This window comes from Pseudoxanthomonas sp. P4_B2 (genome assembly GCF_056402315.1).
The window spans coordinates 15,430-38,289 of the sequence record NZ_JBFUHQ010000010.1 but is presented as its reverse complement, the minus strand read 5'-3'; the positions used below and the strand labels follow the sequence as shown (position 1 = coordinate 38,289).

General features: G+C 63.2%; 15 protein-coding genes. 11 read left to right on the top strand and 4 right to left on the bottom strand.

The window, feature by feature from the left end; genetic code table 11:
• Positions 1 to 197: 197 nt before the first annotated feature.
• A complete protein-coding gene (locus AC1DTQ_RS18515) occupies positions 198 to 2,642 on the bottom strand; it encodes a glycoside hydrolase family 2 TIM barrel-domain containing protein (RefSeq protein ID WP_477851501.1) in 2,445 nt (814 codons plus the stop codon).
• A gap of 748 nt (positions 2,643 to 3,390) precedes the next feature.
• On the opposite strand from AC1DTQ_RS18515, the gene AC1DTQ_RS18510 reads away from it, so the two are divergent.
• From AC1DTQ_RS18510 to AC1DTQ_RS18465, 10 genes are all read left to right on the top strand, one after another.
• Positions 3,391 to 5,028 (top strand): alpha-L-fucosidase, encoded by a 1,638-nt coding sequence (locus tag AC1DTQ_RS18510; RefSeq protein WP_477851499.1) that lies wholly within the window; start codon positions 3,391 to 3,393, stop codon positions 5,026 to 5,028.
• Positions 5,029 to 5,265: 237 nt separating this feature from the next.
• The gene (locus tag AC1DTQ_RS18505; RefSeq protein ID WP_477851497.1) at positions 5,266 to 7,629 is read left to right on the top strand and encodes a hypothetical protein; all 2,364 of its coding nucleotides are present in this window, start codon (positions 5,266 to 5,268) and stop codon (positions 7,627 to 7,629) included.
• Positions 7,629 to 9,542 (top strand): glycoside hydrolase family 97 protein, encoded by a 1,914-nt coding sequence (locus tag AC1DTQ_RS18500; protein ID WP_477851495.1) that lies wholly within the window; start codon positions 7,629 to 7,631, stop codon positions 9,540 to 9,542. The genes AC1DTQ_RS18505 and AC1DTQ_RS18500 overlap by 1 nt, the downstream gene beginning before the upstream one ends.
• 59 nt (positions 9,543 to 9,601) lie before the next feature.
• Entirely contained in the window at positions 9,602 to 10,516 is a 915-nt protein-coding gene (locus tag AC1DTQ_RS18495) for an alpha/beta hydrolase (RefSeq protein WP_477851494.1), read from the top strand.
• 109 nt (positions 10,517 to 10,625) lie between these two features.
• Positions 10,626 to 11,936 (top strand): sugar MFS transporter, encoded by a 1,311-nt coding sequence (locus AC1DTQ_RS18490; protein WP_477851492.1) that lies wholly within the window; start codon positions 10,626 to 10,628, stop codon positions 11,934 to 11,936.
• 865 nt (positions 11,937 to 12,801) lie between these two features.
• Entirely contained in the window at positions 12,802 to 14,859 is a 2,058-nt protein-coding gene (locus tag AC1DTQ_RS18485; RefSeq protein ID WP_477851491.1) for a beta-galactosidase, read from the top strand.
• Between the two features lie 46 nt (positions 14,860 to 14,905).
• Positions 14,906 to 16,465 (top strand): GH39 family glycosyl hydrolase, encoded by a 1,560-nt coding sequence (locus AC1DTQ_RS18480; protein ID WP_477851555.1) that lies wholly within the window; start codon positions 14,906 to 14,908, stop codon positions 16,463 to 16,465.
• A 52-nt stretch (positions 16,466 to 16,517) separates the two neighbouring features.
• A complete protein-coding gene (locus AC1DTQ_RS18475; RefSeq protein WP_477851490.1) occupies positions 16,518 to 17,855 on the top strand; it encodes a GDSL-type esterase/lipase family protein in 1,338 nt (445 codons plus the stop codon).
• A gap of 155 nt (positions 17,856 to 18,010) precedes the next feature.
• Positions 18,011 to 19,498 (top strand): DUF1800 domain-containing protein, encoded by a 1,488-nt coding sequence (locus AC1DTQ_RS18470; protein WP_477851489.1) that lies wholly within the window; start codon positions 18,011 to 18,013, stop codon positions 19,496 to 19,498.
• Position 19,499: 1 nt separating this feature from the next.
• Positions 19,500 to 20,651 carry a DUF1501 domain-containing protein gene (locus AC1DTQ_RS18465; RefSeq protein ID WP_477851487.1) on the top strand — a complete coding sequence of 384 codons (1,152 nt, stop codon included), beginning with the start codon at positions 19,500 to 19,502 and terminating at the stop codon, positions 20,649 to 20,651.
• A 131-nt stretch (positions 20,652 to 20,782) separates the two neighbouring features.
• Here the strand turns inward: AC1DTQ_RS18465 and AC1DTQ_RS18460 are convergent, their stop codons facing one another.
• Both AC1DTQ_RS18460 and AC1DTQ_RS18455 read right to left on the bottom strand, forming a co-directional pair.
• Positions 20,783 to 21,007 (bottom strand): DUF2798 domain-containing protein, encoded by a 225-nt coding sequence (locus tag AC1DTQ_RS18460; RefSeq protein WP_477851486.1) that lies wholly within the window; start codon positions 21,005 to 21,007, stop codon positions 20,783 to 20,785.
• Between the two features lie 70 nt (positions 21,008 to 21,077).
• A complete protein-coding gene (locus AC1DTQ_RS18455; RefSeq protein ID WP_477851484.1) occupies positions 21,078 to 21,569 on the bottom strand; it encodes a DUF2938 domain-containing protein in 492 nt (163 codons plus the stop codon).
• A gap of 81 nt (positions 21,570 to 21,650) precedes the next feature.
• On the opposite strand from AC1DTQ_RS18455, the gene AC1DTQ_RS18450 reads away from it, so the two are divergent.
• On the top strand, positions 21,651 to 22,100 hold the full coding sequence (locus tag AC1DTQ_RS18450) for a helix-turn-helix domain-containing protein (RefSeq protein ID WP_477851482.1): 450 nt from the start codon (positions 21,651 to 21,653) through the stop codon (positions 22,098 to 22,100).
• Between the two features lie 93 nt (positions 22,101 to 22,193).
• Here the strand turns inward: AC1DTQ_RS18450 and AC1DTQ_RS18445 are convergent, their stop codons facing one another.
• Complete coding sequence (locus AC1DTQ_RS18445; RefSeq protein WP_477851480.1) at positions 22,194 to 22,832, bottom strand: TetR/AcrR family transcriptional regulator; 639 nt, start codon at positions 22,830 to 22,832, stop codon at positions 22,194 to 22,196.
• Positions 22,833 to 22,860 lie beyond the last annotated feature (28 nt).

Here is a 22,860-nt window from a genome sequence, read left to right as displayed (position 1 = left end):
CCCGGTGCCCTAGCCAGCGTTGAAGCAAAAATCGTCGGGATCAATCCTACAGGGATGCAATCCTCTTCATCAAACCTGCTTGGACGCCGACGATGGAAACTCGTCAAACAAGCGCTGAAACGTCCGCTTCTGGCCGGAAGCGGACATCGATAGCGCAACGACCGCTTTCGCCGCGGGGCGGTCGAGAATCTTTCGATTCAGAAGGGCTGCGGTGCGACCGCGTTCAATCGCACTTGGCGGGAGGGCAGGCCTTCCGCCTCGATGTCGACCACGATGGGGCCGGCCTGGGTGCCGGCGCGGACCACGGCGACCACTCGTCCGTGGAAGGTCTTGCGTTCGCCGGACTGGAAGCTGGAAACGTCTATTGGATTGCCGTTGCCGATGCCGGCCAGGGTTCCTGCGCCGCGCACGCGCACGCGTACCTGCTTGTCGTCGTCGCGGGCATAGATGGGCGTGCCGTCGGCGTCGTGCAGTTCCACGGTGACGTAAACCAGATCCTCGCCATTGGCCGTGAGCTGCGACCGGTCTACCGTCACCACGGCGGCGGCCGGCGTGCCTGCCGTGCGCAGTTCCCAGCGTCCGGCTTCGCGCCCGTCGCGATAGCCCACTGCGAGCAGGCGCCCGGGCGCGTAGGGCACTTGGTAGGCAGTTTTGTATTCGCTTTCCACGCTCACCGGTTTGCGGCCAAGGCTCTTGCCGTTGAGGAACAGTTCCACTTCCGGCAATTCGGAATAGACCATTACCTCCTGTTGCCGGCCTTCTTGTCCCGGCCACGTCCAACTAGGGTGGACGTCGTCCAACGACCAATCGATGTGCGGTGGCGTAATCGGATAAAGGTGGCGGTCGGGGAGATCCTTCGTGCCTTTGGGTTGGCGGACGAAGGCGGAGATCGGTGAGGCACCGGTCTTCCACACAACCTGGCGGTAGTAGGCCGCCGGGCGCATGCGTCCGGTCGCATCGATCTCGCCGCAATACGCCAGATGCCATGGGTAAGGACCGAGCTTCTGCCAGTTCTGGCTGTATCCCATCCAGCCGATGCCGGATTCACCCAGGTAGTCCACTGCGGTCCAGACGAAGTCGCCGATCACCCACGGCTGGGTTTCGACGGCGCGCCAGTAAGAAAACACGTCTTTGGGCACCGATTCGGAGGTGTACATCGTGAGCTTGGGAAGCCGTTCGTGTTCCTCACCGAAGATGTGCGCGTGATAGTTGTATCCGACCGCGTCGAGCACCGCAGCCTGGGTAGTGCTCTTCGGCGGATCGGCGTTGATGGCCTGTGTAACGGGCCTCGTTGGGTCGAGCTTGCGCACACGCTCGGCGAGCTTGCGGCCCGTTTCGACGCCCTGCGGCGTGCCGTCTTCGGGGATCTCGTTACCAATGCTCCAGAACAGCACGCTGGGATGGTTGCGGCCGCTGACGACCATGTTGTCGATATCTTGCGGCCAGTCCTCGGCGAAGAAGCGCGAATAGTCCTGCGGCTTCTTGCTCTTGTTCCAACTGTCGAAGGCTTCGTCGATGACCAGCATGCCCAGTTCGTCCGCAGCGTCGAGCGTGGCCTGGCTGGCCGGATTGTGTGCGTTGCGAATGGCGTTGTAGCCGGCGGCCTTCATCAGGGCGACCTTGCGTGCGTCGGCGTCGGGCGCGCCCGCGGCGCCGATCATGTAGTTGTCGTGGTGGATGTTGCCGCCGCGCAGCAGCACCCGTTGGCCATTGAGGCGCAGGCCTTTGTCGGCGTCCAGGGAGATCGTGCGAATTCCAAAGCGGGTGCGCCTCTCGTCGACGGTCGCCCCATCGATGCGGATCTCCTGCACCAGCGTGTAGAGATCGGGAGAGTCAGGCGACCACAGGCGCGGATTTGCTACGGCCAGTTCCTGCGACCGTTCGGCGCGCGCACCGGCCGGCACTGTCTGTGTCTGCTTGGCCTCGGCGACGGTTTCGCCATTGGCCGCAACCACCCTGGCCACCCACTCGACGGACTGCGCTTTGTCCGATCGATTGGCGATGGCGGCGCTCACCGAGACCACGCCTCGGTCTTCGGCTGCCACCGGAGTGGAGACGAAGACGCTTTCGGGCTCGATGTGGACCGGATCGAGAAGCTCCAGCGCGACCGGCCTGATCAGCCCCGAGCCGGAATACCAGCGCGAAGATGGGTCGACATGGTCGACGCGCACGACGACGACGTTGTTGCCGGGGTGGACCTTGCCAGTCAGATCAACGGAAAAGGCGGTATAGCCGTAGCGGTGCTTCTTCAGGTGTTCGCCGTTCACCCAAATGTCGGCGTCCATGTACACGGCTTCGAAGTTCAGCCGGACGATACGGGAAGCCTCGGCCGGGGTGAGGGTAAGGTCGCGGCGGTACCAGCCAATGCCGCCTGGCAGATAGCCCGAGTCCTGGCCGCTGGCGGTTTTGGGATCGAAGGGCGCGCTTCCATCCGGTCTGTCCATGATCGAGAAGTCGTGCGGGACGGCCACCCGCTGCCAGGCGCGGTCATCGAAGGCGGCCCGCTCCGCGCCTGCGGCCTTGCCGGCATGGAAGCGCCAGTCCTGCGACAGGTTGCGGACTTCCGCCCAGGCAGGCGATGCGGCGATCGCCATGAGCAGTGCGGCCGCGAGGCATGGTTTCGTGGCCGGAATTGTTCTCATGGTGGCTCTCCCGCTGGAGGTTGCGTTGCCGATGACTTGGCGCTGTCGAACACGCCATGCGGAACACCGAGTTGTTGAGCCAGAAACCCTGCATGTCTTCGAACTACACCCGGCCACGCCGAAGCGTTTTCGGGGTGCAGCCATGAATGAAGAGCGATCCCGCGGAAAAGGAAGCGGAAACCGGAGCTGCTGATCGCGCGGCGGTGCTTTACGGCGTGATGCTACAAGGCATATCGATGCTTAAAAAATAACAATATCGCCGATTTCCATATTCATTCGGATATGGATTACACGGCGACGGCGGACACAGGGATGGGGCACGTGGTGACTACGAAATACCTTCGTCATCCCAGCGCAAGCTGGGATCCATCTTGATCTTCGACTTGTTGGTGCACAAAGCAAAATGGATGACCAGCCATTCGGCTGTTGAAGAGCACTTCCGGCTTGCGCTGGGATGACGTGCTTGTGTGGTCCGGTCGCCCGTGCCGGGCATGCAGCGGCTTGGAGCCTGCGGCTGGGACACGTTTCAGTGCCTTCCCGGCGCAGGCGCGTAGCCGCGCCCTATACCGATTCGTATATCGATAATGATCTTTTAGGTATTTGTGGCATATGCATCAAGCCCCCAGAATCAAGCGCGCTGCCTTATAGGGAATGCACTTCCACCGGAAGGCGCAGGCCATCGTCGCTGCCGCCTATCGGGTCGTGGTGGAAGTTCCAGATATCGACTATCCGAGATTCCGCCGTGCCCATGAACCTATCTCGTCGATCATTCATCCAATCCGCGGCCGCAGCGGCCTCGCTTCCCTTGTGGGGCGCAAGTGCCGCAACGCTTGCGCCCACTTTTTCGCCGACCTGGGATTCTCTGGTGGACGGCTACCGCACGCCGGACTGGTTCCGTGATGCCAAGTTCGGCATCTGGGCGCACTGGAGCGCGCAGTGCGTGCCCGAAGCGGGAGATTGGTACGCCCGCAATATGTACCTCCAGGGCCATCGCCAGTACGACCATCACTTGCAGACCTATGGCCATCCCACCAAGGCTGGCTTCATGGAAATCCAGAACCGCTGGAAAGCGGAGAACTGGGATCCCGAGGCATTGATGGATCTGTACGTGAATGCCGGCGCGCGCTACTTCGTCGCACTGGCCAACCATCACGACAATCAGGATTGCTACGATTCCAAACACCACGGTTGGAACACCGTTCAGGTGGGGCCCAGGCGTGACATCGTCGGTACCTGGGCGAAGGCCGCGCGTGCGCGCGGCTTGCGCTTCGGCGTCAGCAACCATTCGGCACATGCCTGGCACTGGTTCCAGACGGCCTACGGTTACGATCCGGAAGGGCCGCTCGCCGGCCAACGCTACGATGCCTACCGGCTGACGAAAGCCGATGGCCGTGGCACGTGGTGGCAGGGAATGGATCCGCAGACGCTCTACACCGGCCGCAACATAGTGATACCCGATGGCATCACCACCATTCGTACAGCGAACGAATGGCACGAGCAGAACGACCGCGTCTGGGACGAGAAGGCGCCACTGCAGAACCCCGCGTTCACGCGCCAATGGTTCCTGCGCTGCCGCGACTTGATCGACAGCTACCGGCCCGACCTGGTCTATTTCGACAACTCCGGCCTGCCGTTGGGTCAGGCTGGGCTGGACATCGCCGCCCACTACTACAACGCCAGCATGGCCTGGCATGGCGGCAAGCTGGAAGCGGTGATCAACGCCAAGGTGCTGCCTGCGGAACGGCGAGCCGGCCTGGTGGAGGATGTGGAGCGGGGTTTCCGCGAAGGCATCGAGCCGCTGCCCTGGCAGACCGACACCTGCCTGGGCGATTGGCACTACGATCGTTCGATCTTCGACAACCATCAGTACAAGTCGGCGACCACGGTGATCCATCGCTTGTGCGACATCGTTTCGAAGAACGGCAACTTGCTGCTATCGGTGCCGGTGCGCGGCGATGGCACGATCGACGCGGACGAGCGAAAAATCCTTGGTGAAATCGCTGCCTGGATGGGGCGCAACAGCGAAGCAATCCACGGTACGCGGCCTTGGCGCACATTCGGCGAAGGACCGACGCGGGTGGCGGGCGGCATGTTCAGCGAAAACAACTCGCAGCCTTTCACCGCCGCAGACATCCGCTTCACCACCAAGGGTGGCGCGCTCTATGCCATCGCGATGGGCTGGCCGCGCGACGGCGTGCTGCGCATCCAGGCGCTGGCCGAGGAGTCGGCGCTGGCACCCGGCACCATCGACCGCATCGAGGCGCTGGGTTCGGCGGAAAGCCTGCCTTTCCAGCGCAGCCGCAAGGGGCTGGAAGTGCGTCTGCCCGAAGGGCTGGCCGGATCGATCGCCATCGTCCTGAAGATCCGTGGCAACGGTCCGTTTTAAAAAACGCGCATATGAAAGCATTCGCGGCGATTGCCGCGACAGTGGGACAGTCTACGGCGCGATCTCAAACCATTACGCATCTGCTGCATCGAAGGGGACTAAGCGATGACACAACAATATCTGCGGGGCATGGTGGCCCTGTCCGTTCTGTTCGGCCTGGTGGCCTGTGGCGGCGCAACGTCGTCACCTCCCGCGCCCACGCCCAAAGCCGCAGCCGCTGCGACGCCGCAGCGAGTAATGGCAGGCCCACTCCCAGCGAGGCTGATGGCCGACAAGACCTGGAACAGCGTGAAGTTCGGCGGTGGCGGCTACGTCACCGGCCTCGTGTTCCATCCGACCACCGCCAACCTGCTGTACGCGCGCACCGACATTGGTGGCGCCTACCGCTGGAACCAGGGCACGTCGTCCTGGACGCCCATCACCGATGGTCTGGGCTTCGGTGCAGCCGAGGCCCGGTACCACGGCGTCGAAAGCATCGCCGTCGATCCGAACAACGACCAGCTCGTCTACATGGCCGCCAGCATGTACACGACCGAGGGCAACGGCCGCCTGTACCTCTCCAGCAACCGCGGTGACCAGTGGACCTACGTCGGCCTGCCCTTTCCCCTGGGCGGCAACAATCCCGGCCGCGCCATCGGCGAACGCCTGATGGTCGACCCCAACAAGCCGTCGACGCTGTTCTACGCCACGCGCACGGCCGGCCTGTGGAAGAGTATCGACTCGGGCCTCACCTGGGCCCAGGTCACGTCGCTGTCTTCCGCCAAGTTGACCCAGGACCAGGTCAATGCCTTGGGCATGAACAGCGCGATGGGCGTCGAGACGGTCGTCTACGACACCGGCACCAAAGGCAGCGGCTCGGCCACGCAGACGATCTACGCGCCCATTGCCCCGGACTACGTCATAACAGCGGGCTTGGCCTCGAACCTGTACAGGTCGATCGACGGCGGCGCCTCATGGACGCCGGTCACGACCCCGATCTCCGGCTATCACATCCCGCACATGGTGCGCGCCGCGGACGGCATGTTCTATGTCGTGTTCACCAAGGAGACCGGACCAGGCGCCGGTGGTCCCGCCCGTCTCTACAAATTCGACGGCAACAACTGGACCTTGCTGAAGGACCCGAACAGCGGGGGGACAGGGACAGGCCTCGGGCTCGGCGGCCTGTCCGTCTCCGGCACCGGCGCGAGCACCCGCATCGCACTGGGCGTGACCAATTCCTGGGGCAACTACAGCGGCCAGCAAGCCGTCCAGTTGTCCGGCGACGGCGGCCAAACCTGGCGCGAGATCGCGGCCACCATGCCGCGTACGCCGGCCGACGGCGCCTTCTGGGGCTGGCCCGACGATGTCGAGATCGATCCGTTCAACTCCGACCGTGTGCTGCACGTCCATGGCGGCGGCATCTGGGAAACCCACAACGCCTCCTCCTTCACGCCGAACTGGAACGAGGCGATCGACGGCCTTGAGGAGACCGCCGTCCTAGGCCTCGCCACGCCGCCGGCCGGCGCAACGTACACCGTGATCAACGCTATGGGCGACGTCGGCACCTGGGTGCATACCAACCTCGCGACCAAGCCGACGCTGACGCCGGCCACTAGCTGGAGCAACGGCTTCGCCGCCGACATGGCGTGGTCCGACCCGCAGTACATGGTCACCATCGGCGTCGTCCTGGGCACCAGTACCGGCTACGGCGTGTGGTCCGGCGACGGCGGCAACACCTGGGCCCAGTTCGCCACCTACCCGCCGGGCGTCGCGGACAACAAGGGTGGGGAAGCGAGCATCGCCATCACCGCGCGCAACAAGGCCGTCTGGGCCCCCGGCAACTCGGTGCCGTCCTACACCACGGACAACGGTGCCACCTGGGTGCCGACCAACCTGCCGGCGGTCAACACGATCTTCCCGCGCGCCTACCACCTGGTCGCCGATCGCAAGAACCCGAACAAGGTCTATGCCTACGATTCCGGCGGCCACTGGTGGGGCACGCCGGGCAGGGTCTACACGTCGACCGATGGCGGCCACACGTTCACGCTGAGCCAGGGCTCGGTGAACGCGGGGCTGGCCCCCAACTACTTCGCGAACACCTCGCTGGCGGTCAACCCCAACGCCGAGGGCGAGCTTTGGCTGGCCGACGGAAACGCCGTGTACCACTCGGTGGATTCAGGAGCGACCTGGCAGAAGCTGAGCCAGTTTGCGTCGATCATGGGCAGCAACCCGTGGCCTGACGTCCAAGGCGCCACCTTGGTGGCATTGGGCAAGGCAGCGCCTGGCGCGGTGTACTCGGCCGCGGTCTACGTGGTGGGCGTGGTGAACGGCGTGTGGGGCGTGTACCGCTCAGAGGACGCCGGCATCACCTGGGCTCGCTTCAACGACGACGCTCACCAGTTCGGCGGCATCGGCGTGATGGCGGCCGATCAGAACATCTACGGACGCATCTACGTGAGCGGCACTGGCCGCGGCCTGTTGTACGCGACCGCGCCGCAGGTATCGCAGGTGTCGCAGGTGTCGCAGGAGCGCGCCGCAGTGCGCGTGCAGACAGGATCCAGCAGTGCGTCACAGCGGCCGTGGTCGCGCGACCGGCTCTATTTCTATAAGAGGGAACGCTGATGAAAGCACTCGCGGGAATGGTTGTTGCGGTCTGGGCGGTGGCAGCAGGTTCGGCCGTCGCGGGGCAGGTGGCGATTCCGTCGCCGTCCGGCCAGGCGGAGATCCGCATCGAGGACGATGCCAGCCGGTTCTCGGTGCTGTGGCATGGGGAAACCGTCGTTGCCGCTTCCCCGCTGGGGCTGGAACTCGACGCTGCTCCCGCGTTCGGCGCGCTTTCGCTCGAACGCCGCGAAGAGTCCGAGGTCGATCGCGAGATCCCGCTGGTCGCGACCAAGGCATCGGTGGCGCGCGACCATTACCGCGGTACCACATTGACCTTCCGCGAAACCGGCGCGGACGCGCGACGGCTCATCCTCGACGTGCGTGCCTACGACGACGGCGTCGCATTCCGTTATCGCATCGACGATCCGGCGCCGGTGCGGTTGAAAGACGAGCGCACCGCCTTCGTGCTCGCCGGCGATCCGCAGTGCCTGGCGACCGAAGTCAACGGCTCGCACGAGATGCTGTTCGAACGGCTGGCGGTTTCGAAACTGTTGCCGGACAAGTCCTACGACGTGCCATTGGTATGTACGGCTGCGTCGGGCAAGGCCTCGTTCGCGATCACCCAGGCGTACTTGCAGGGCTATACCGGCGCTTCGCTGCGGCGCGAAGGCGACGCGCTGCGCGTGCGGCTGTCATCGGTGCCGAACCGGCCCGGGCCGGCCTTCGTTTCCGGCGGCGGCCTTCGCACCGCCTGGCGCGTGGTGATGTTGGGCAACCGGCCCGGCGACATGATCGCCTCGCAGCTGATCGGCAACCTCAACCCGCCTCCGCAGGGCGACTTCGGTTGGGTCAAGCCCGGCAAGGCCGCGTGGGACTGGTGGTCCGGGCCGCTGGAAGGCGTGAAGCCGGATACGGCCACCTACCGCCGCTTCATCGACTTCGCGGCGGAGTCCGGGTTTCCCTACTACCTGATCGACGCCGGCTGGTCCCTCGGCGCCGGCCCCTGCTGCGAGGCGCGGCCGGAGACCGACATCACCCGCGCCGCTGCAGGCATCGACATGCCGGCGCTGGTGCGCTACGCCGCCGACAAGGGCGTCGGCCTGCTGCTATGGGTGCACTGGCAGCACCTGGAGCCGCGCATGGACGAGGTGCTCGACACCTACGCGCGCTGGGGCATCAAAGGCGTCAAGGTCGACTTCATGGACCGCGACGACCAGCAGATGGTCGCGTTCTACCAGCGCCTCGCCGCCGCGACCGCCCAACGTCACCTGCTGTTGGACATGCACGGTGCCTATGTTCCCGCCGGGCTGCAGCGCAGCTATCCCAACTTCATCACCCAGGAAGGCGTGCTGGGCGCCGAATGGAACAAGATGGACAAGCGCGTCACCCCAAGGCACAACCTGATGCTGCCGTACACGCGCATGCTCGCCGGCCCGATGGACTACACGCCCGGCGGCTTCCGTCACGTCACGCCGGCCAAATTCGAGGTGCGCGCCGTGATGCCGCTGACCCAGACCACGCGCGGCCAGGCGCTGGCGATGTACGTGGTTTACGACAGCCCCTTGCAGATGGTGTCCGACGCTCCAGAGGCCTATCGGAACGCGGCGGGTTTCGAGTTCATCCGTCGCGTACCTACGGCGTGGGACGAAACGCGATTCCTCTCGGGCGAACCCGGCCGCGACATCGTGCTGGCGCGGCGCTCGGGCGCGGCTTGGTACGTGGGCGCGATGACTGCCGACGAGGCCCGCACCACGCGCGTGTCCCTGCAGTTCCTGCCCGCGGGCCGCTATCGTGCGACCGTGTGGGAAGACGGCGAAGCGCCCGATGAAGTCCGACGCAGCGAGCGCATCGTGACTGCGCGCGACACGCTCGCCCTGCGCCTGTCGGTCGCTGGCGGCGCCGCCGTAGTCCTGGAGCCTTCGGATCGATGAGAGCGAGGAATCCGCAAGACGATCGTGGCCTGGATGCTGGCCTTCGCGTGGGCCTGCCCATGAGGTTGATCAGTGCGATCGGCATCTTCCTGTTCTCTGTGGCCAGCGCTTCGTTCGCGCAGGATAAGGAGCAAACCACTCCCGAACGGGCGCGCGCCAACTTCGCCCGGCCCATCGTGCTCGGCGCGGACGACGTGCGTGCGTTTGCCGATGCGCCAGTCGGCTTCAGGGACGTACACCCCGGCGTTGCGCAGGGACAAGTAGTGGAGTTGGCCTACGATTCCGGCGTCACCGGCACGCTTCGACGGGCGCAAATCTATCTGCCGGCGGGCTATTCGGCCGAGCGGAAATATCCGGTGCTCTATCTGCTGCACGGCATCGGCGGCAACCAGGACGAATGGCGGGGCTACGTGCGCGCCCCCGCGATCCTGGACAACCTCATCGCCGACGGCAAGGCCGTGCCGACGATCGTGGTCATGCCCAACGGCCGTGCGTTGCCGGACGACCGCAGTCCGCCGGAGGAGCGTGTCTTCACTCCGGAGAACGCGGCCGGGTTCGCCAAGTTCGAACGCGATCTTCTGGATTTCCTCATCCCTGCGGTGGAGGCGAAGTATTCGGTCTACGCCGACCGCGAACACCGGGCGATCGCCGGACTCTCGATGGGTGGCGGCCAAGCGTTGAACTTCGGCCTCGGCCATCCCGATACGTTCGGCTGGATAGGCGGCTTCTCACCGGCCCCCAACACCCGGCCGCCGGCGGAATTGCTGCCCGACCCCAAGGCGGCGCACGAGCAAATCGCACTGCTGTACCTGTCGTGCGGCAATCGCGACGGTTTGATCAACATTTCCCAGGACCTGCATGCGTACCTGAAGCGGCACGACATCCCGCATGTTTGGAACGTCGACGACCACGGCCACGACGGCGACAGCTGGGCCAACAATCTCTACCACTTCGCACAGCGAATCTTCCGCTGATGCGAAACGGATCGCTGGCGCACCGCCAGCAGCGCAGCGACCCAACCTCGCGCTACCCACGCTTGCGCTCGACCTTCGATGGCAGGGCATGACTCTAGGAGACAGATACGTGGCCTCACCCATAACGACAACCGCAACTTCCGTCGGACCGCCAGCGCACGATGGCGTGCGCTATGGTCCCGCTCTCACGCTGCTCGCTACCCTGTTCTTCATGTGGGGCTTCATCACGGTCATCAACAACACGTTGCTGCCCCACCTGCGCAGCGTGTTCGAACTCAGCTACACGCAGACGACCTTGATCGAATCGGTCTGGTTCATCGCCTATTTCGTCGCCTCCTTGCCCTCGGCGAAACTGATCGAACGGGTCGGCTATCAGAAGTCGCTGGTCGCCGGCCTGGGGATCATGGCGCTGGGCGCGCTGGGCATGATTCTCGCAGCGCGCATCCCTTCTTACGGAGTGACGTTGGCGGCGCTGTTCGTGATCGCCAGCGGCATCACCCTGCTGCAGGTGGCCGCCAATCCTTATGTTGCGGTGGTCGGCAAACCGGAAACCGCCTCCTCGCGACTCAACCTGGTGCAGGCGTTCAATTCGCTCGGCACGACGCTCGCCCCGCTTTTCGGGGGATATCTGATCCTCGGCCGTTCGGCGTCGGGCACGGCTGCAGCCGGCGCGGCCGCGATCACCCCCGCGCAGCGCCTCGCCGACGCTCAGTCGGTGCAGGTGCCTTATCTGATCGTCGCCGCCACGCTGGTGGTGCTCGCCATTGTCATCGCCCGCTTTCCGCTGCCCGCCATGGGCGCCGCGACCCAACGCGCGGCCAAAGAGGAGCGCAAGCACCATTCGCTGTGGAAGCATCGCAACCTGGTGTTGGGCGTACCCGCGATCTTCATCTATCTAATCGCGGAAATCGGCGTCTCCAACCTTTTCATCAACTTCGTTTCCCAGCCGCGGATCGGCAACCTGACTCATGAGCAGGCATCGCATTATCTGTTCCTGCTGTGGGGCGGCATGATGGTCGGCCGTTTTTTCGGCAGCTTCGCGATGCGCGCCATCGCGCCCGAACGCGCACTGGCGATCGCCAGCATCGGCGCCTTCATCGTGATGTTGATCGCGGCATCGACCACGGGCCATTTGGCGATGTGGGCGCTGATCTCGGTCGGGCTGTTCCACTCGATCATGTTCCCCACCATTTTCACCCTGGGTATTCGCGGCCTTGGTCCGCTAACCGAGGAGGGATCGGGCCTGTTGATCATGGCGATCGCAGGCGGCGCGTTGGTGGTGGTGCAGGGCTGGCTTGCCGATCGCTTCGGATTGCAGACCTCTTTCCTGCTGACGGCGGCCTGTGAGCTTTACGTGCTGTTCTATGCGTTGTGGGGATCGAAGCCGACCCACCGTTTGCCCGATCTGAAAATCGGCTGATTCGCACAAACATATGGGATTTTCAAGGTGAAATGCATGGCTCGACATTGTCGAGCATGTCGAAACACTGCGTGAACTATTTTTGCATCGCCCATTCGACCGGGCCGCATTCAACCCGCTTCGCAGAGCTGGCAGGAAGCGATCGAATGTTGCGCTACAGCATAGTCATCGCGTGTCTCTTCGTTTCTTCATCTCCAAAGTGCGTTGGACGAGTCAGGCGCCTATGCGGCTGCTACATCTATTCTTTTACGGAATGGCTCGTGCTCAATACTTCATTTGTTGTGCAAGGGGGATTCGACGAAGCTTCGTGCAGGCGTGTGAACATCGCCGCTCTATCTGTTCGTGGTCGGTAGTGCGGCTGATTGCGCCGCCGATTCGATACGCCCGAAAACTCCGCTCTCTGATGGTCGCCAGAATGAAACGATTTGTACTGGCGCTTGTCGCCTGTATCGCTGATCGTCAATGCAGCAAACAGCCACAGTGAGAAACACCGACGTTGATGCGTTTGCATCGCGCCCGAAAGCGCTGCGATTCTGCTAACCGGCGAGGCAGGTCGAGATCGCTCAGCGGCAATACTTGGAAGAGAACATTTATGCGAGACGACAACGGATCCCGGAGTGCAGGCTGTTCGAGCGTAGCAGAGAGACGCTTGAAGTGCGCTTGCCCGAGGGGCCGCCGGCTCGATCTCCATCGTCCTGAAGATTCGCGGCAATGGCTTGATTTGAAGAAGAAGCACAGATGACAGTACTCGCAATCGTCGCAACTTGGGCGCTAGCCGTGGGTCCGCCTCTGCCGTGAGCGAAGGCAGATGGCCCGTGACGGAACGGACAAGCGCAACATTCTCTATTTGATGCAAGGAATTCCAATGACTGCGAGGAAAACGGTCCTGTCTCTCATCCTGGCATTCGCCATATTGAGTCCCGTGGCCACCCTTGCCCAGAGCGCCGACGGCCGCACCGACTGGCCCAGCGCTGGACAGCTCTTCGTCGGCACGAACTACCAACCCTTCGATCGTGCCGGCCGCGATCAGATCCAGCGCGACATCGACCGCATGCAGCAGGCCGGCATGAAGGTCGTGCGCATGGGTGACTTGTCCTGGGATGCCTTCGAGCCTAACGAAGGCAAGCTCGACTTCAAGCTGTTCGACTGGATCATGGACCGCATGCAAGTTGCGGGCCTCAAGGTCATCCTCGACATCCCCGGCCAGCCGGCCCCGATATGGCTGCACCACAAGTACCCAGGCGTCGATATCGTCACCCAGAATGGCGTGCAGCTCGACCCTGCCGAGCGCTACATGGACAACATCAGCGACCCCGACTATAAGCGCCTGCTTGCGCGCATGGCCGACACGCTGACCAAGCGCTACGCCAAGCATCCGGCGCTGTTCGCGATTGGCTACAACAACGAGATCGGCAACGGCTTCATCTCGTACTCCGAAGCGGACCGTCTGCGCTTTATCGACTGGTTGAAGAAAAAGTACGGCAGCATCGAGGCCCTGAACAAGGCCTGGGCCACGCAGCGCTGGTCACGCCATCTCAACGCCTGGGACGAGGTCCGGCTGCCATACGCGGACGGTCCCGGACCCTTCGAGCGCCAGCTCGATCTGCGGCGCTACTGGTCCGATGTGACCATCGGCACGCTGCGAGACCTGGAAGCGATCCGCGAGAAAAACACACCCGACAAGCCGGCCATCTCCAACCTCTGGGACAGCGCCGGACGCAAGGGCTTCGATTATCTGTCCACTTACCGCGACTACGTGAGCTACGGCGCGATGGGCTTTTATCCTGGCGAGCCGCTTGGCGCCGCCTTCGAGGCGACGATGATGAAAGGCGGCCTGTCGACGCCGATCTGGTTCAACGAGTTCACGGCGGGCGGTGGCGGTTATTACGGCACCAAGGGCCGCGCGCGCATGTGGGCGCACTTCGGATTGCTGATCGGGGCACAGGCCGCGCTGGCGTGGACTTACCATAGCCACCACGGCGGCGAGGAACAGGCGCTGTTCGGCCTGGTCGACCACGACGACCGGCCGTCTTGGAAGCTCGATGAATTCGCCACCATCGCCCAGGATTTCTCAAAGCTAGAGAAGCTGGGCTTTCCGCGGATGAGCCAGCCGAAAGTGGCGATCGCCTATGCGTTCGACAACGTCATCGCCTCCGAACCGAAGGGGCCATCGAACACGGTCAAGCAATACATCAATACCCCGTACCTGAAGCAGGCGCACAACGCCTACGAGCCGCTGTTCAAGGACAACATCGACATCGCCGTCATCAACATCGGCCACGAGGACTTGAGCCGATACTCGCTGGTCATCGTGCCGGGCCTGTACCTGCTGGACAAGGCAGCGGCCGACAACCTGCGCAGCTTCGTCGCCGAAGGCGGCACCATCATCATGACCGCGTATTCGGCCAAGGTGAACGAGCACAACCAGTGGTTCGACACATCGCTACCGGGGCGGTTGACCGACGTCTTCGGCCTGCGCACCAACGAGTTCTATGACGCCGGCGAGGTGATGACCAAGATCGGCGGCAAGGAGATCAAGGGCGATATCGGTTACTACGAGGTGCTGGAGTCCTCGACGGCCGAGGTACTGGCGCGCTTTACCAATGTCGAAGGCAAGACGCCGTCGATCACGCTGAACAAATTCGGCAAGGGGCGCGCGATTTACGTTGCCACGCCTGCGCAGCCGCAGATCATGGGGCCGCTGTATCGGCAGCTTTACGCAAGCCTGGGGATCGAGCCGGGGCCGAAGACTCCGGAAGGAGTCTCCGCGCGCGTGGTCGAAGGTAGGGTGCTCTATGTCAACGCCACGGGCGAACCCAAGGACATCGCGATCGACGGCACGATGACCGGCGTACTTTCCGGCAAGCGCTGGACAGGTAACCTCCGTCTTGAATCGTTTGGTGTGGACTTACTGGAGAAGTGAGATGTTTGCATTCTTATTGAATCTGCGGCGCGTCAGCTTGCCGCTGATGGCCTGGGCAGCGGCTACTGTCAGCGTCGCGCCCGGTGCGGCGAGCGCCGCCGAGGCCCCCCCACGTGAGATCACGATCGACCTCGCGCGCGCCGAACGGCCGCTGGACCGATTCTTCGACCTATCTATCGGCTCGGATTTTCCGGGCACGTTGATACGCTCAGACAGCCAAGCCCAGCTTAAGGTCGCCGTCGATGAGCTGGGCTTTCGCTACATTCGATTCCACGACATCTTCCACGATGTGCTGGGCACCGTCCGGATCGTCGACGGGCGTACCGTGTACGACTGGACCAAGATCGATCAACTCTACGACGATCTGCTGTCGAAAGGGATCAGGCCCTTCATCGAGCTCGGATTCACACCCAATGCGATGGCCACGTCCAAACAGACCATCTTCTACTGGAAAGGCAATACGTCCCATCCGAAGCTGGAGCCATGGCGCGATCTCATCGATGCGTTCGTTCGCCACCTGCGTGATCGCTACGGGGTGGCGGAGGTGCGGCACTGGTACTTCGAGGTCTGGAACGAACCGAATCTCGATGGATTCTGGGAGCGGGCCGACCAACAGGCCTACTTCCAGCTCTACGACGTCACTGCCAGAGCAATCAAGGCGATCGATTCAACGCTGCAAGTCGGCGGACCCTCGACCGCGGGCGCTGCATGGGTTCCGGAATTTCTCGAGTATGCGCATAAGAACGGCGCGCCCGTGGATTTCGTGACTACCCACGCTTATGGCGTGGACGGTGGTTTCCTGGACGAGAAAGGCGAGGCCGACACCAAGCTTTCTCCCTCTCAGGATGCCATCATCGGCGACGTGCGCAAGGTCAGGGAACAGATCAGCGCATCGCCGTTCCCGTCGCTGCCGCTTTACTTCACGGAGTGGAGCACGAGCTATACGCCACGCGACGCCGTGCATGATTCGTATATCAGCGCGCCGTACATCCTAAGCAAGCTCAAGGCGACGCAGGGGCTGGTGCAGGGCATGAGCTATTGGGTTTACACCGATCTGTTCGAGGAGCCGGGTCCGCCGCCCACTCCATTTCATGGCGGCTTTGGGCTGCTCAATCGCGAAGGAATCCGCAAGCCGGCGTTCTTCGCTTACAAATATCTGCACGCGCTCCGTGGCAAGGAAATTCCATCCGCCGATACTGAATCGCTGCTCGCGACGGATGGCTCCGATGCTTCGGCATTGATCTGGAGTTGGGAACAGCCTCAGCAGAACGTCAGCAATCGGCCGTTCTATACCAAACTCGTTCCCGCTTCGCCGGTCCCCGCGGCGCGGCTAACCTTCAAACACCTCACGGAAGGCATGTACCGGCTTCAGGTCAAGCGCACCGGATTTCGTGCCAACGACGCGTACTCGGCCTACGTCGAGATGGGGGCCCCCGCTTCCCTGAGCGCCAGTCAGCTCGGCAAGCTGCGCGAGCTAACGCGCGACCTGCCGGAGACCGATCGCAGGATCAAGATCGGACCTGCCGGAGAGCACACGCTCGAAGTTCCGATGCGCAGCAACGATATCGTGCTGGTGACTCTGACGCCGGAACCGGGTGGACGCTAATACCCGCCGGCCCGAATAAATCCCCATTCCATTCGATGGCACGTCCGCCTCCATGAATCAAATCACGAGACTGCTGTTCGCCGCATGCTTAGCCGTCTGCGCCATTGGCGCCCAAGCGAAGACCAACACCGATCTCGTCATCCTTCCCGCGCCCACCCCGGCCTGGCGCATCACAGTGGGCCACTGGGAAGGCGACACCGAACTGACCGGCAACAGCGTAGTCGCGCCCCGTCCCACCGCGGAGTACGCGCGCGACAGCCACTTGAGCGCCAGCGCCGAAGGCAGCGATGGCCGCCGCGATGCGCTGCAGTTCGAGTGGAAGGATCTGTGGCTCGCCACGCTGCGCATCGAGAGTCCGCGGCCGCTGGACCTGCGTCCTTATCTCGATGGCACGCTAGAGCTGGATCTGGACGTCGCCGACATGGCTCAGGGTGGTATCAAGGTCAAGCTCGATTGCGGCGGAGGCTGCGAGCGCAACGTGAACCTCATTGCGCAGGCGCGCGCGAACGCCGGCAAGGGCAGGCAGCACCTATCGCTGGCGATGGCCTGCTTCGTGCGAGAGGGCGCGGACTTCTCCAAGGTGAAGCTGCCGTTCCAACTCGAAGGCAACGGCCGTGGCCGCGCCAGCGTGGCCAACGTTCGCTTCGTGCGCGACGGAAAACCCAACGTGGACTGCCCCGACTACCGCACCGAATCGGTCACGCCGTCGATGCTGAACGAATCGTGGGCCATCGATTGGTGGTTGTCGCGTCATGAGGAGAAGCTGGCAGAGGCGCGGAGGCTAGTGGCGGCCGGCAACAGTCCCGAGCTCGTCTTCATCGGCGATTCCATCACTCAGGGCTGGGAAAAGGAGGGTCGCGAAGTCTGGCAGCGCCACTACGCCGGATACCACGCGCTGGATCTCGGCTTCGGCGGAGACCGTACTGAAAACGTGCTATGGCGATTGCAGCACGGCGAGCTCGACGCTCTTGCGCCCAAAGTGGTAGTGCTGATGATCGGTACCAATAACACCGGCCATCGTGCCGAAGACCCCGCTACCACGGCTGCCGGCATCAAGCGTCTGATCGACGAAATCCGCCAGCGCTTGCCGGACACGAAGGTGCTGCTGCTCGCCGTTTTCCCGCGCGGCGAGAAGCCCGCCGATCCCCTGCGCGACATCAACGAGCGCGTGAACCGCATCATCGCCAGCCAGGCCGACGGGCGCAGCGTGTACTTCCTGAACATCAACGCCGCGCTGACCGAACCCGACGGCACGCTGTCGAAGGACGTGATGCCCGATCTGCTGCACCCGAACGCGAAGGGTTATGCGATCTGGCAGCGCGAGATGCAGCCCCTGCTGCAAGAGCTGCTTGGCCGATCGCCGGCGCCACCGTCGGACGACCTTCTCTGAGCTCACGACGCGTGCTTTTATCTCTCTCCTGTCGACGCGCAAGACGTCCTTTTTAGAAATGTCCGCTCTCGGCTGGGCCGCCCTTACAGCCGACCCATGTCAACCACTCTAGTTCCGAAGCGTTAAGCAGATGAGCCGACATTTCGGAGCACTGCATGCCTCCCCAACTAACCGCTTCCGTTCTCAACAGGTTCGGATTGGGAGCCAAACCCGGCGAAATTCAAAGCGTCCGCAATCCACGTGCGTGGCTGTTGGAACAAGTGGAAGCACGTGGATCGCTGCCTTCGGCGATGAGGGGGTTGCCCTCGAGTCTTGACTATCTGCAGCGCGAATTCGCCTATAACCGGGAACGCCTCATGGAGCGTCGATCGCGGCGGAAAAGCGCGCCGCAGGCCGGATCTACCGCCGATGGCACTGCAATGGCCGACGACGGGCAAGACGCCATCGACAAATTCAAGACTAGCTTCCGCAAAAGTTTTGGTCCAGACCTGCTGGCCGAGATAGGCGCGCGTTATCGCGTGGCCACGACCACCGACGCCGGCTTCAGCGAACGCCTGGTTCATTTCTGGTCCAACCATTTCGCAATCTCAGCCGACAAGCGCCAAGCCTCGTTGTACGCCGCCCCGATGGAGCGCGAGGCGATCAGGCCGCATATCTTCGGACGCTTCGAAGACCTGCTAGTGGCCGCGGAAACGCACCCCGGCATGCTGCGCTATCTCGACAATGCGCAATCGGTAGGCGAAGGCTCGATGTTCGCCACACGCGGCGCGCGGCGGCGACGCAAGCGGCAAGGCGACGGCGCGCCCAAGCGCAAGCTCGGCCTCAACGAGAACCTGGCGCGCGAGATTCTGGAACTGCACACGCTTGGCGTGGACGGCGGCTATACGCAGGCGGACGTCACCGAGTTCGCGCGTGCCATCACCGGTTGGGGGACGCCGCTGGCGCGCGATTTCAGCGCCGGGCAGGCGGTCGACTCCGCCTTTGTTTTCCGAGCCACCGCACATGAACCAGGACCGCGCACCGTACTGGGCACCCGCTATGCGGAAGGCGGTGTCGAACAAGGCCGCGCCATTCTTAGCGATCTGGCGCGGCGTCCCGCCACGGCGAAACATTTGTCGTTGAAGCTGGCGCGGCATTTTGTCGCCGACGTGCCGCCGTCGGCCCTAGTCGAACGTATGACGGAGGCGTATCTCAGCCGCAGCGGCGACTTGCGTGCCGTGTACCGCGTCCTGATCGAAAGCGACTTCGCCTGGAACACGGACGCGCGCAAGTTCAAGACGCCCGACGATTTCCTGGTGTCGGCGATGCGCGCAAGCGGAATCGACGCCGGTGTCAGGCCCGATGCCGTGGTGGCTTTGCTGCGCCAACTCGGGCAACCGCCGTTTACCCCTCGCTCGCCCGCCGGTTTTGCCGACACCGCCGCTGATTGGACCGGGTCGGACGCGCTGTGGAAGCGCGTGCAGGCAGCACAGGCCCTGGCGCAACGCGTACCGGAACAACAACTGGATCCTTTACGTCTGGCAAGCGATGTGTTCGGCGACGCGCTCGATACCGAAACAATTACCGCGCTCAGACGCGCCGAGTCGGCGCGCGACGGCGTGGCCTTGCTATTCGCCAGCCCCGCCTTCCAGTGGAGGACCTGACATGAGCATGACCCGACGCCAGTTCGTCGCCGCGCTGGGGGCCAGTTCGTTTCTGACGCTCTGGCCAGGTACGAACGCGCTCGCTTCCGGCAGCGATACGCGCATGCTGGTTGTACTGCTGCGCGGCGGCCTAGATGGTCTGCATGCACTGCCGCCGATAGCCGATCCGGCCTATGTCCGTCTGCGAGGTGCGTTGGCGCCCAAAGATCCGCTCAAGCTAGACGGCAGCTTCGCACTGCATCCGTCGCTCAAGTTCATGCACGAGCTCTATGCCGACAAGCAGCTGCTGCCGGTGCTGGCGGTCGCGCCACCCTATCGGCAGCGTTCGCATTTCGATGCGCAGGACTGTCTTGAGAACGGCACTGCCAAACCGGGCGGCAGTACCGGTTGGCTCAACCGCTGTGTGGCGGCGTTGCCGGGCTCGGAAGGTCTGGCGATCGCCACGGTGATGCCGCTGATCCTGCGCGGGGAGGGCGAAGCCACCACCTGGTCGCCGCCGCTGCCGCAGGAAGTCAATCCGATTCTGCTGCAGAGATTGCAGCCGCTCTACGCGGCCGACCCAGCGCTGGCGGAAGCATTCTCGCGCGCCATCGAAACTGAAGTTGCGGGCGAAATGGCCATGCAGGGCAAAGGAGGCAAACGCGCGGGCGTGCAGTTGCCGCAGACCATGGCGGCCGCGGCGCGTTTCATGAGCAAAGCGGAGGGGCCGCGTATCGGTTTTGTCGAGGACTCCGGCTGGGACACGCACGGCAATCAAGCCGGCGTGCTGGCGCGCAAGCTGGCCGAGCTGGACAACGCGTTGCGCGCCTATCGCGACGGTATGACAGCGCGATGGGATCGGACCACAGTGCTGGTGGTGACCGAATTCGGCCGCACCGCAGCGGTCAACGGTACCGGGGGTACCGATCATGGCACCGGTGGAGTGGCGTTTCTGCTCGGTGGTGGCGTCCGTGGCGGCCGTATCGCAGGCGACTGGCCGGGGCTGGGCGCGTCCGATCTCAACGAGGGCCGCGATCTGCGCACGACCACCGATCTTCGTGCGTTGTTCAAGGGCGTACTGACGAAGCAGCTGCAGTTGCCCGAGGCTGCCCTGGAAACGCGCGTGTTCCCCGATAGTCGGGAAGTGAAACCGCTAGACGGATTGCTCGTCTGAGGCGTCGCGGAGCAGGCCATCGGTTGCGTAATGCGACCGCACCAGTCCTGCTTCCCTTCAGATCGGTTTGCGGCAGCGCTTCAGCGCGAACGCCACGCCCGACGCACGATCGGCAGACATAAGCGCCCGCGTTAACCGGTCAGACGGACAACCAGTTGGCGTACCCGAGGCGCAAGGAGCGTCACTGCGACAAATGCCACGGGCCAGGTGGTCGCACAACTTTTAAGCCACTTCATCGCGAACCCTGGGTGGATACCCTGGCTAATAGCCAGAACGAAGGCGGACACGATGGCGACCATCACGGCCGAGAGAAGAGCGCCGAAGAGGATCGGAGCGAAGCGAGCAGGGATGCGCATTGGATTTTCCTGTTGGAGGTTGTTGGTTGATTAGTTGATTGAATAAGTGCGTCGGTTCGGGAGCACGCGATTACGACGTCCACAACGAACTGGCAATCCAGCCCGCTGCGTAGAGGCCGAGACCAAAGATCGTGTGAGTGACCAGGCTTTGAAATCGGGTGGCGGCAGGGCGGGGGGTGCGGTTTCCGGCGATGCCGGCGCCCATGCCCGGTTGCATCACCAGAAACGGCGCCGCGACGGTGCCGATCCCCACGGCTAGCGCGGGACCGATCGACGGGTGGCGAATCCATGCGAGCCCCCAGAGGCCAAGCAGCACCGCCGCAAAGGCAACGCCGATCAGGTAGTGCGCGGTCCAGCCGATGAGCGCCTCGCCCTTCACGGGTAGCGCGGCCTTGAGGGAATCGTGGCGAAAGCGACCTCGCGGCATATAGGCCAGCCAGCGACCCACCAGCCCATAGTCCGGTGGAGGGATGCCGAACAGGCGCCTGCGCGCGATCGCCCAAAGATCCATCACCATCGTCGCTCCCGCTCCGATGAGAATGCTGCATATCAAATAGGCCATGACCGTCTCCCATCGCTTGCCTTTACCCGGCACAGGCAACACAGTGCCACTTCAAGTCGACTTGAGGTCAAGGGGTAGGATGTGGACATTGCCGAGGTAGCGAAGCGGTCCGGGGTTCCTGCCTCGACGCTTCGTTTCTATGACGAAAAGGGCTTGATCGTCTCGGTTGGCAGGCGCGGCCTCCGCCGCCTGTTCGACGCTGGCGTGCTGGAACGGTTGGCCTTGATCGCCCTGGGGCGCTCTGCCGGCTTCTCGCTCGATGAAATCGCGCGCATGTTCTCGCCCAACGGCGGGACCCAGATCGATCGGGATGCGCTCGCAGCCAAGGCGGAGGAGTTGGACGAAACGATTCGCAAATTGAGCGCCATGCGCGATGGCTTGCGACACGCAGCCGTCTGTCCCGCGCCAAGCCATTTGGAATGCCCGACGTTCCGTCGCTTGTTGTTAGGCGCTGCGGCTAGAACCAGTGACGATAAGAGGAAGAAAAAGTCGTCGAGACAGCGTCGACCCGACAATCCGCTGCAGACGTGACTGGGCTGAGACCGTTAGTGAAACGCGCAAGCTGCTTGGAGCGTCGGCTAGTACGAATCTATCGGCGGATCCCCATCAACGAACCAATTGAAGCTACAACAGCTGGCGCAGCAGTTTGCGGTGCGTATCTTTGATGCGTTCCACCTCTTCGGTAGCGGCGTCTCCGAAGATCAATTTCGCAACGGCCGCGTACACCAGCGGGGTCATGGCGAACTCGAAATGCTCCGTGAGCGGATTGGCCTTCATGCGACCTGCCGCCACTTGTTCATTGATGTCGCTCTGTCGTCCCGCCCGCGCTTGGAGATTGGATTCATGCCATTTGGCCAGCACGCCTGGAATGCGGTGCCCTTCCGCAATCAGCAATCGCATGATGGCAAGGGCTTCGGGCGTAAGGCCTTCATAGGTCACATCGATTAGGTTGTCGACGAATTCCTCGACGTCTCGCGCTTCTTGTACCTTGGACCAGTTGCCCTGCGACTTTCCCACCGAAGACAGTGCTTGAAGCAGGGTTTCGAAGATCTGGTCCTTGCTGGAGAAATGGGCGTAGACATTGGCCTTTGAAATACCTACGCGCCTGGCAATCGCTGAGATGCTTGTGGCGGCAAAACCCACGGCGCTGAATTCAATCAGCGCGGCATCCAATATCTGCTTGCGCCGGACCTCGGGAGATAGCCGCGTTCTTTTTTTCTTTACGACGGGCTTTTCTTTCGGTTTCTTTTTTGCCTGCGTCATCGTGGCGATGTCTCTCTATTGGGCTGCT

Coding starts and splice junctions, on each gene's coding strand:
- AC1DTQ_RS18515 (WP_477851501.1), bottom strand. CDS start 2,642: ATGAGAACAATTCCGGCCACGAAACCATGCCTCGCGGCCGCACTGCTC.
- AC1DTQ_RS18510 (WP_477851499.1), top strand. CDS start 3,391: ATGAACCTATCTCGTCGATCATTCATCCAATCCGCGGCCGCAGCGGCC.
- AC1DTQ_RS18505 (WP_477851497.1), top strand. CDS start 5,266: ATGGCAGGCCCACTCCCAGCGAGGCTGATGGCCGACAAGACCTGGAAC.
- AC1DTQ_RS18500 (WP_477851495.1), top strand. CDS start 7,629: ATGAAAGCACTCGCGGGAATGGTTGTTGCGGTCTGGGCGGTGGCAGCA.
- AC1DTQ_RS18495 (WP_477851494.1), top strand. CDS start 9,602: ATGAGGTTGATCAGTGCGATCGGCATCTTCCTGTTCTCTGTGGCCAGC.
- AC1DTQ_RS18485 (WP_477851491.1), top strand. CDS start 12,802: ATGACTGCGAGGAAAACGGTCCTGTCTCTCATCCTGGCATTCGCCATA.
- AC1DTQ_RS18480 (WP_477851555.1), top strand. CDS start 14,906: ATGGCCTGGGCAGCGGCTACTGTCAGCGTCGCGCCCGGTGCGGCGAGC.
- AC1DTQ_RS18475 (WP_477851490.1), top strand. CDS start 16,518: ATGAATCAAATCACGAGACTGCTGTTCGCCGCATGCTTAGCCGTCTGC.
- AC1DTQ_RS18470 (WP_477851489.1), top strand. CDS start 18,011: ATGCCTCCCCAACTAACCGCTTCCGTTCTCAACAGGTTCGGATTGGGA.
- AC1DTQ_RS18465 (WP_477851487.1), top strand. CDS start 19,500: ATGAGCATGACCCGACGCCAGTTCGTCGCCGCGCTGGGGGCCAGTTCG.
- AC1DTQ_RS18460 (WP_477851486.1), bottom strand. CDS start 21,007: ATGCGCATCCCTGCTCGCTTCGCTCCGATCCTCTTCGGCGCTCTTCTC.
- AC1DTQ_RS18455 (WP_477851484.1), bottom strand. CDS start 21,569: ATGGCCTATTTGATATGCAGCATTCTCATCGGAGCGGGAGCGACGATG.
- AC1DTQ_RS18445 (WP_477851480.1), bottom strand. CDS start 22,832: ATGACGCAGGCAAAAAAGAAACCGAAAGAAAAGCCCGTCGTAAAGAAA.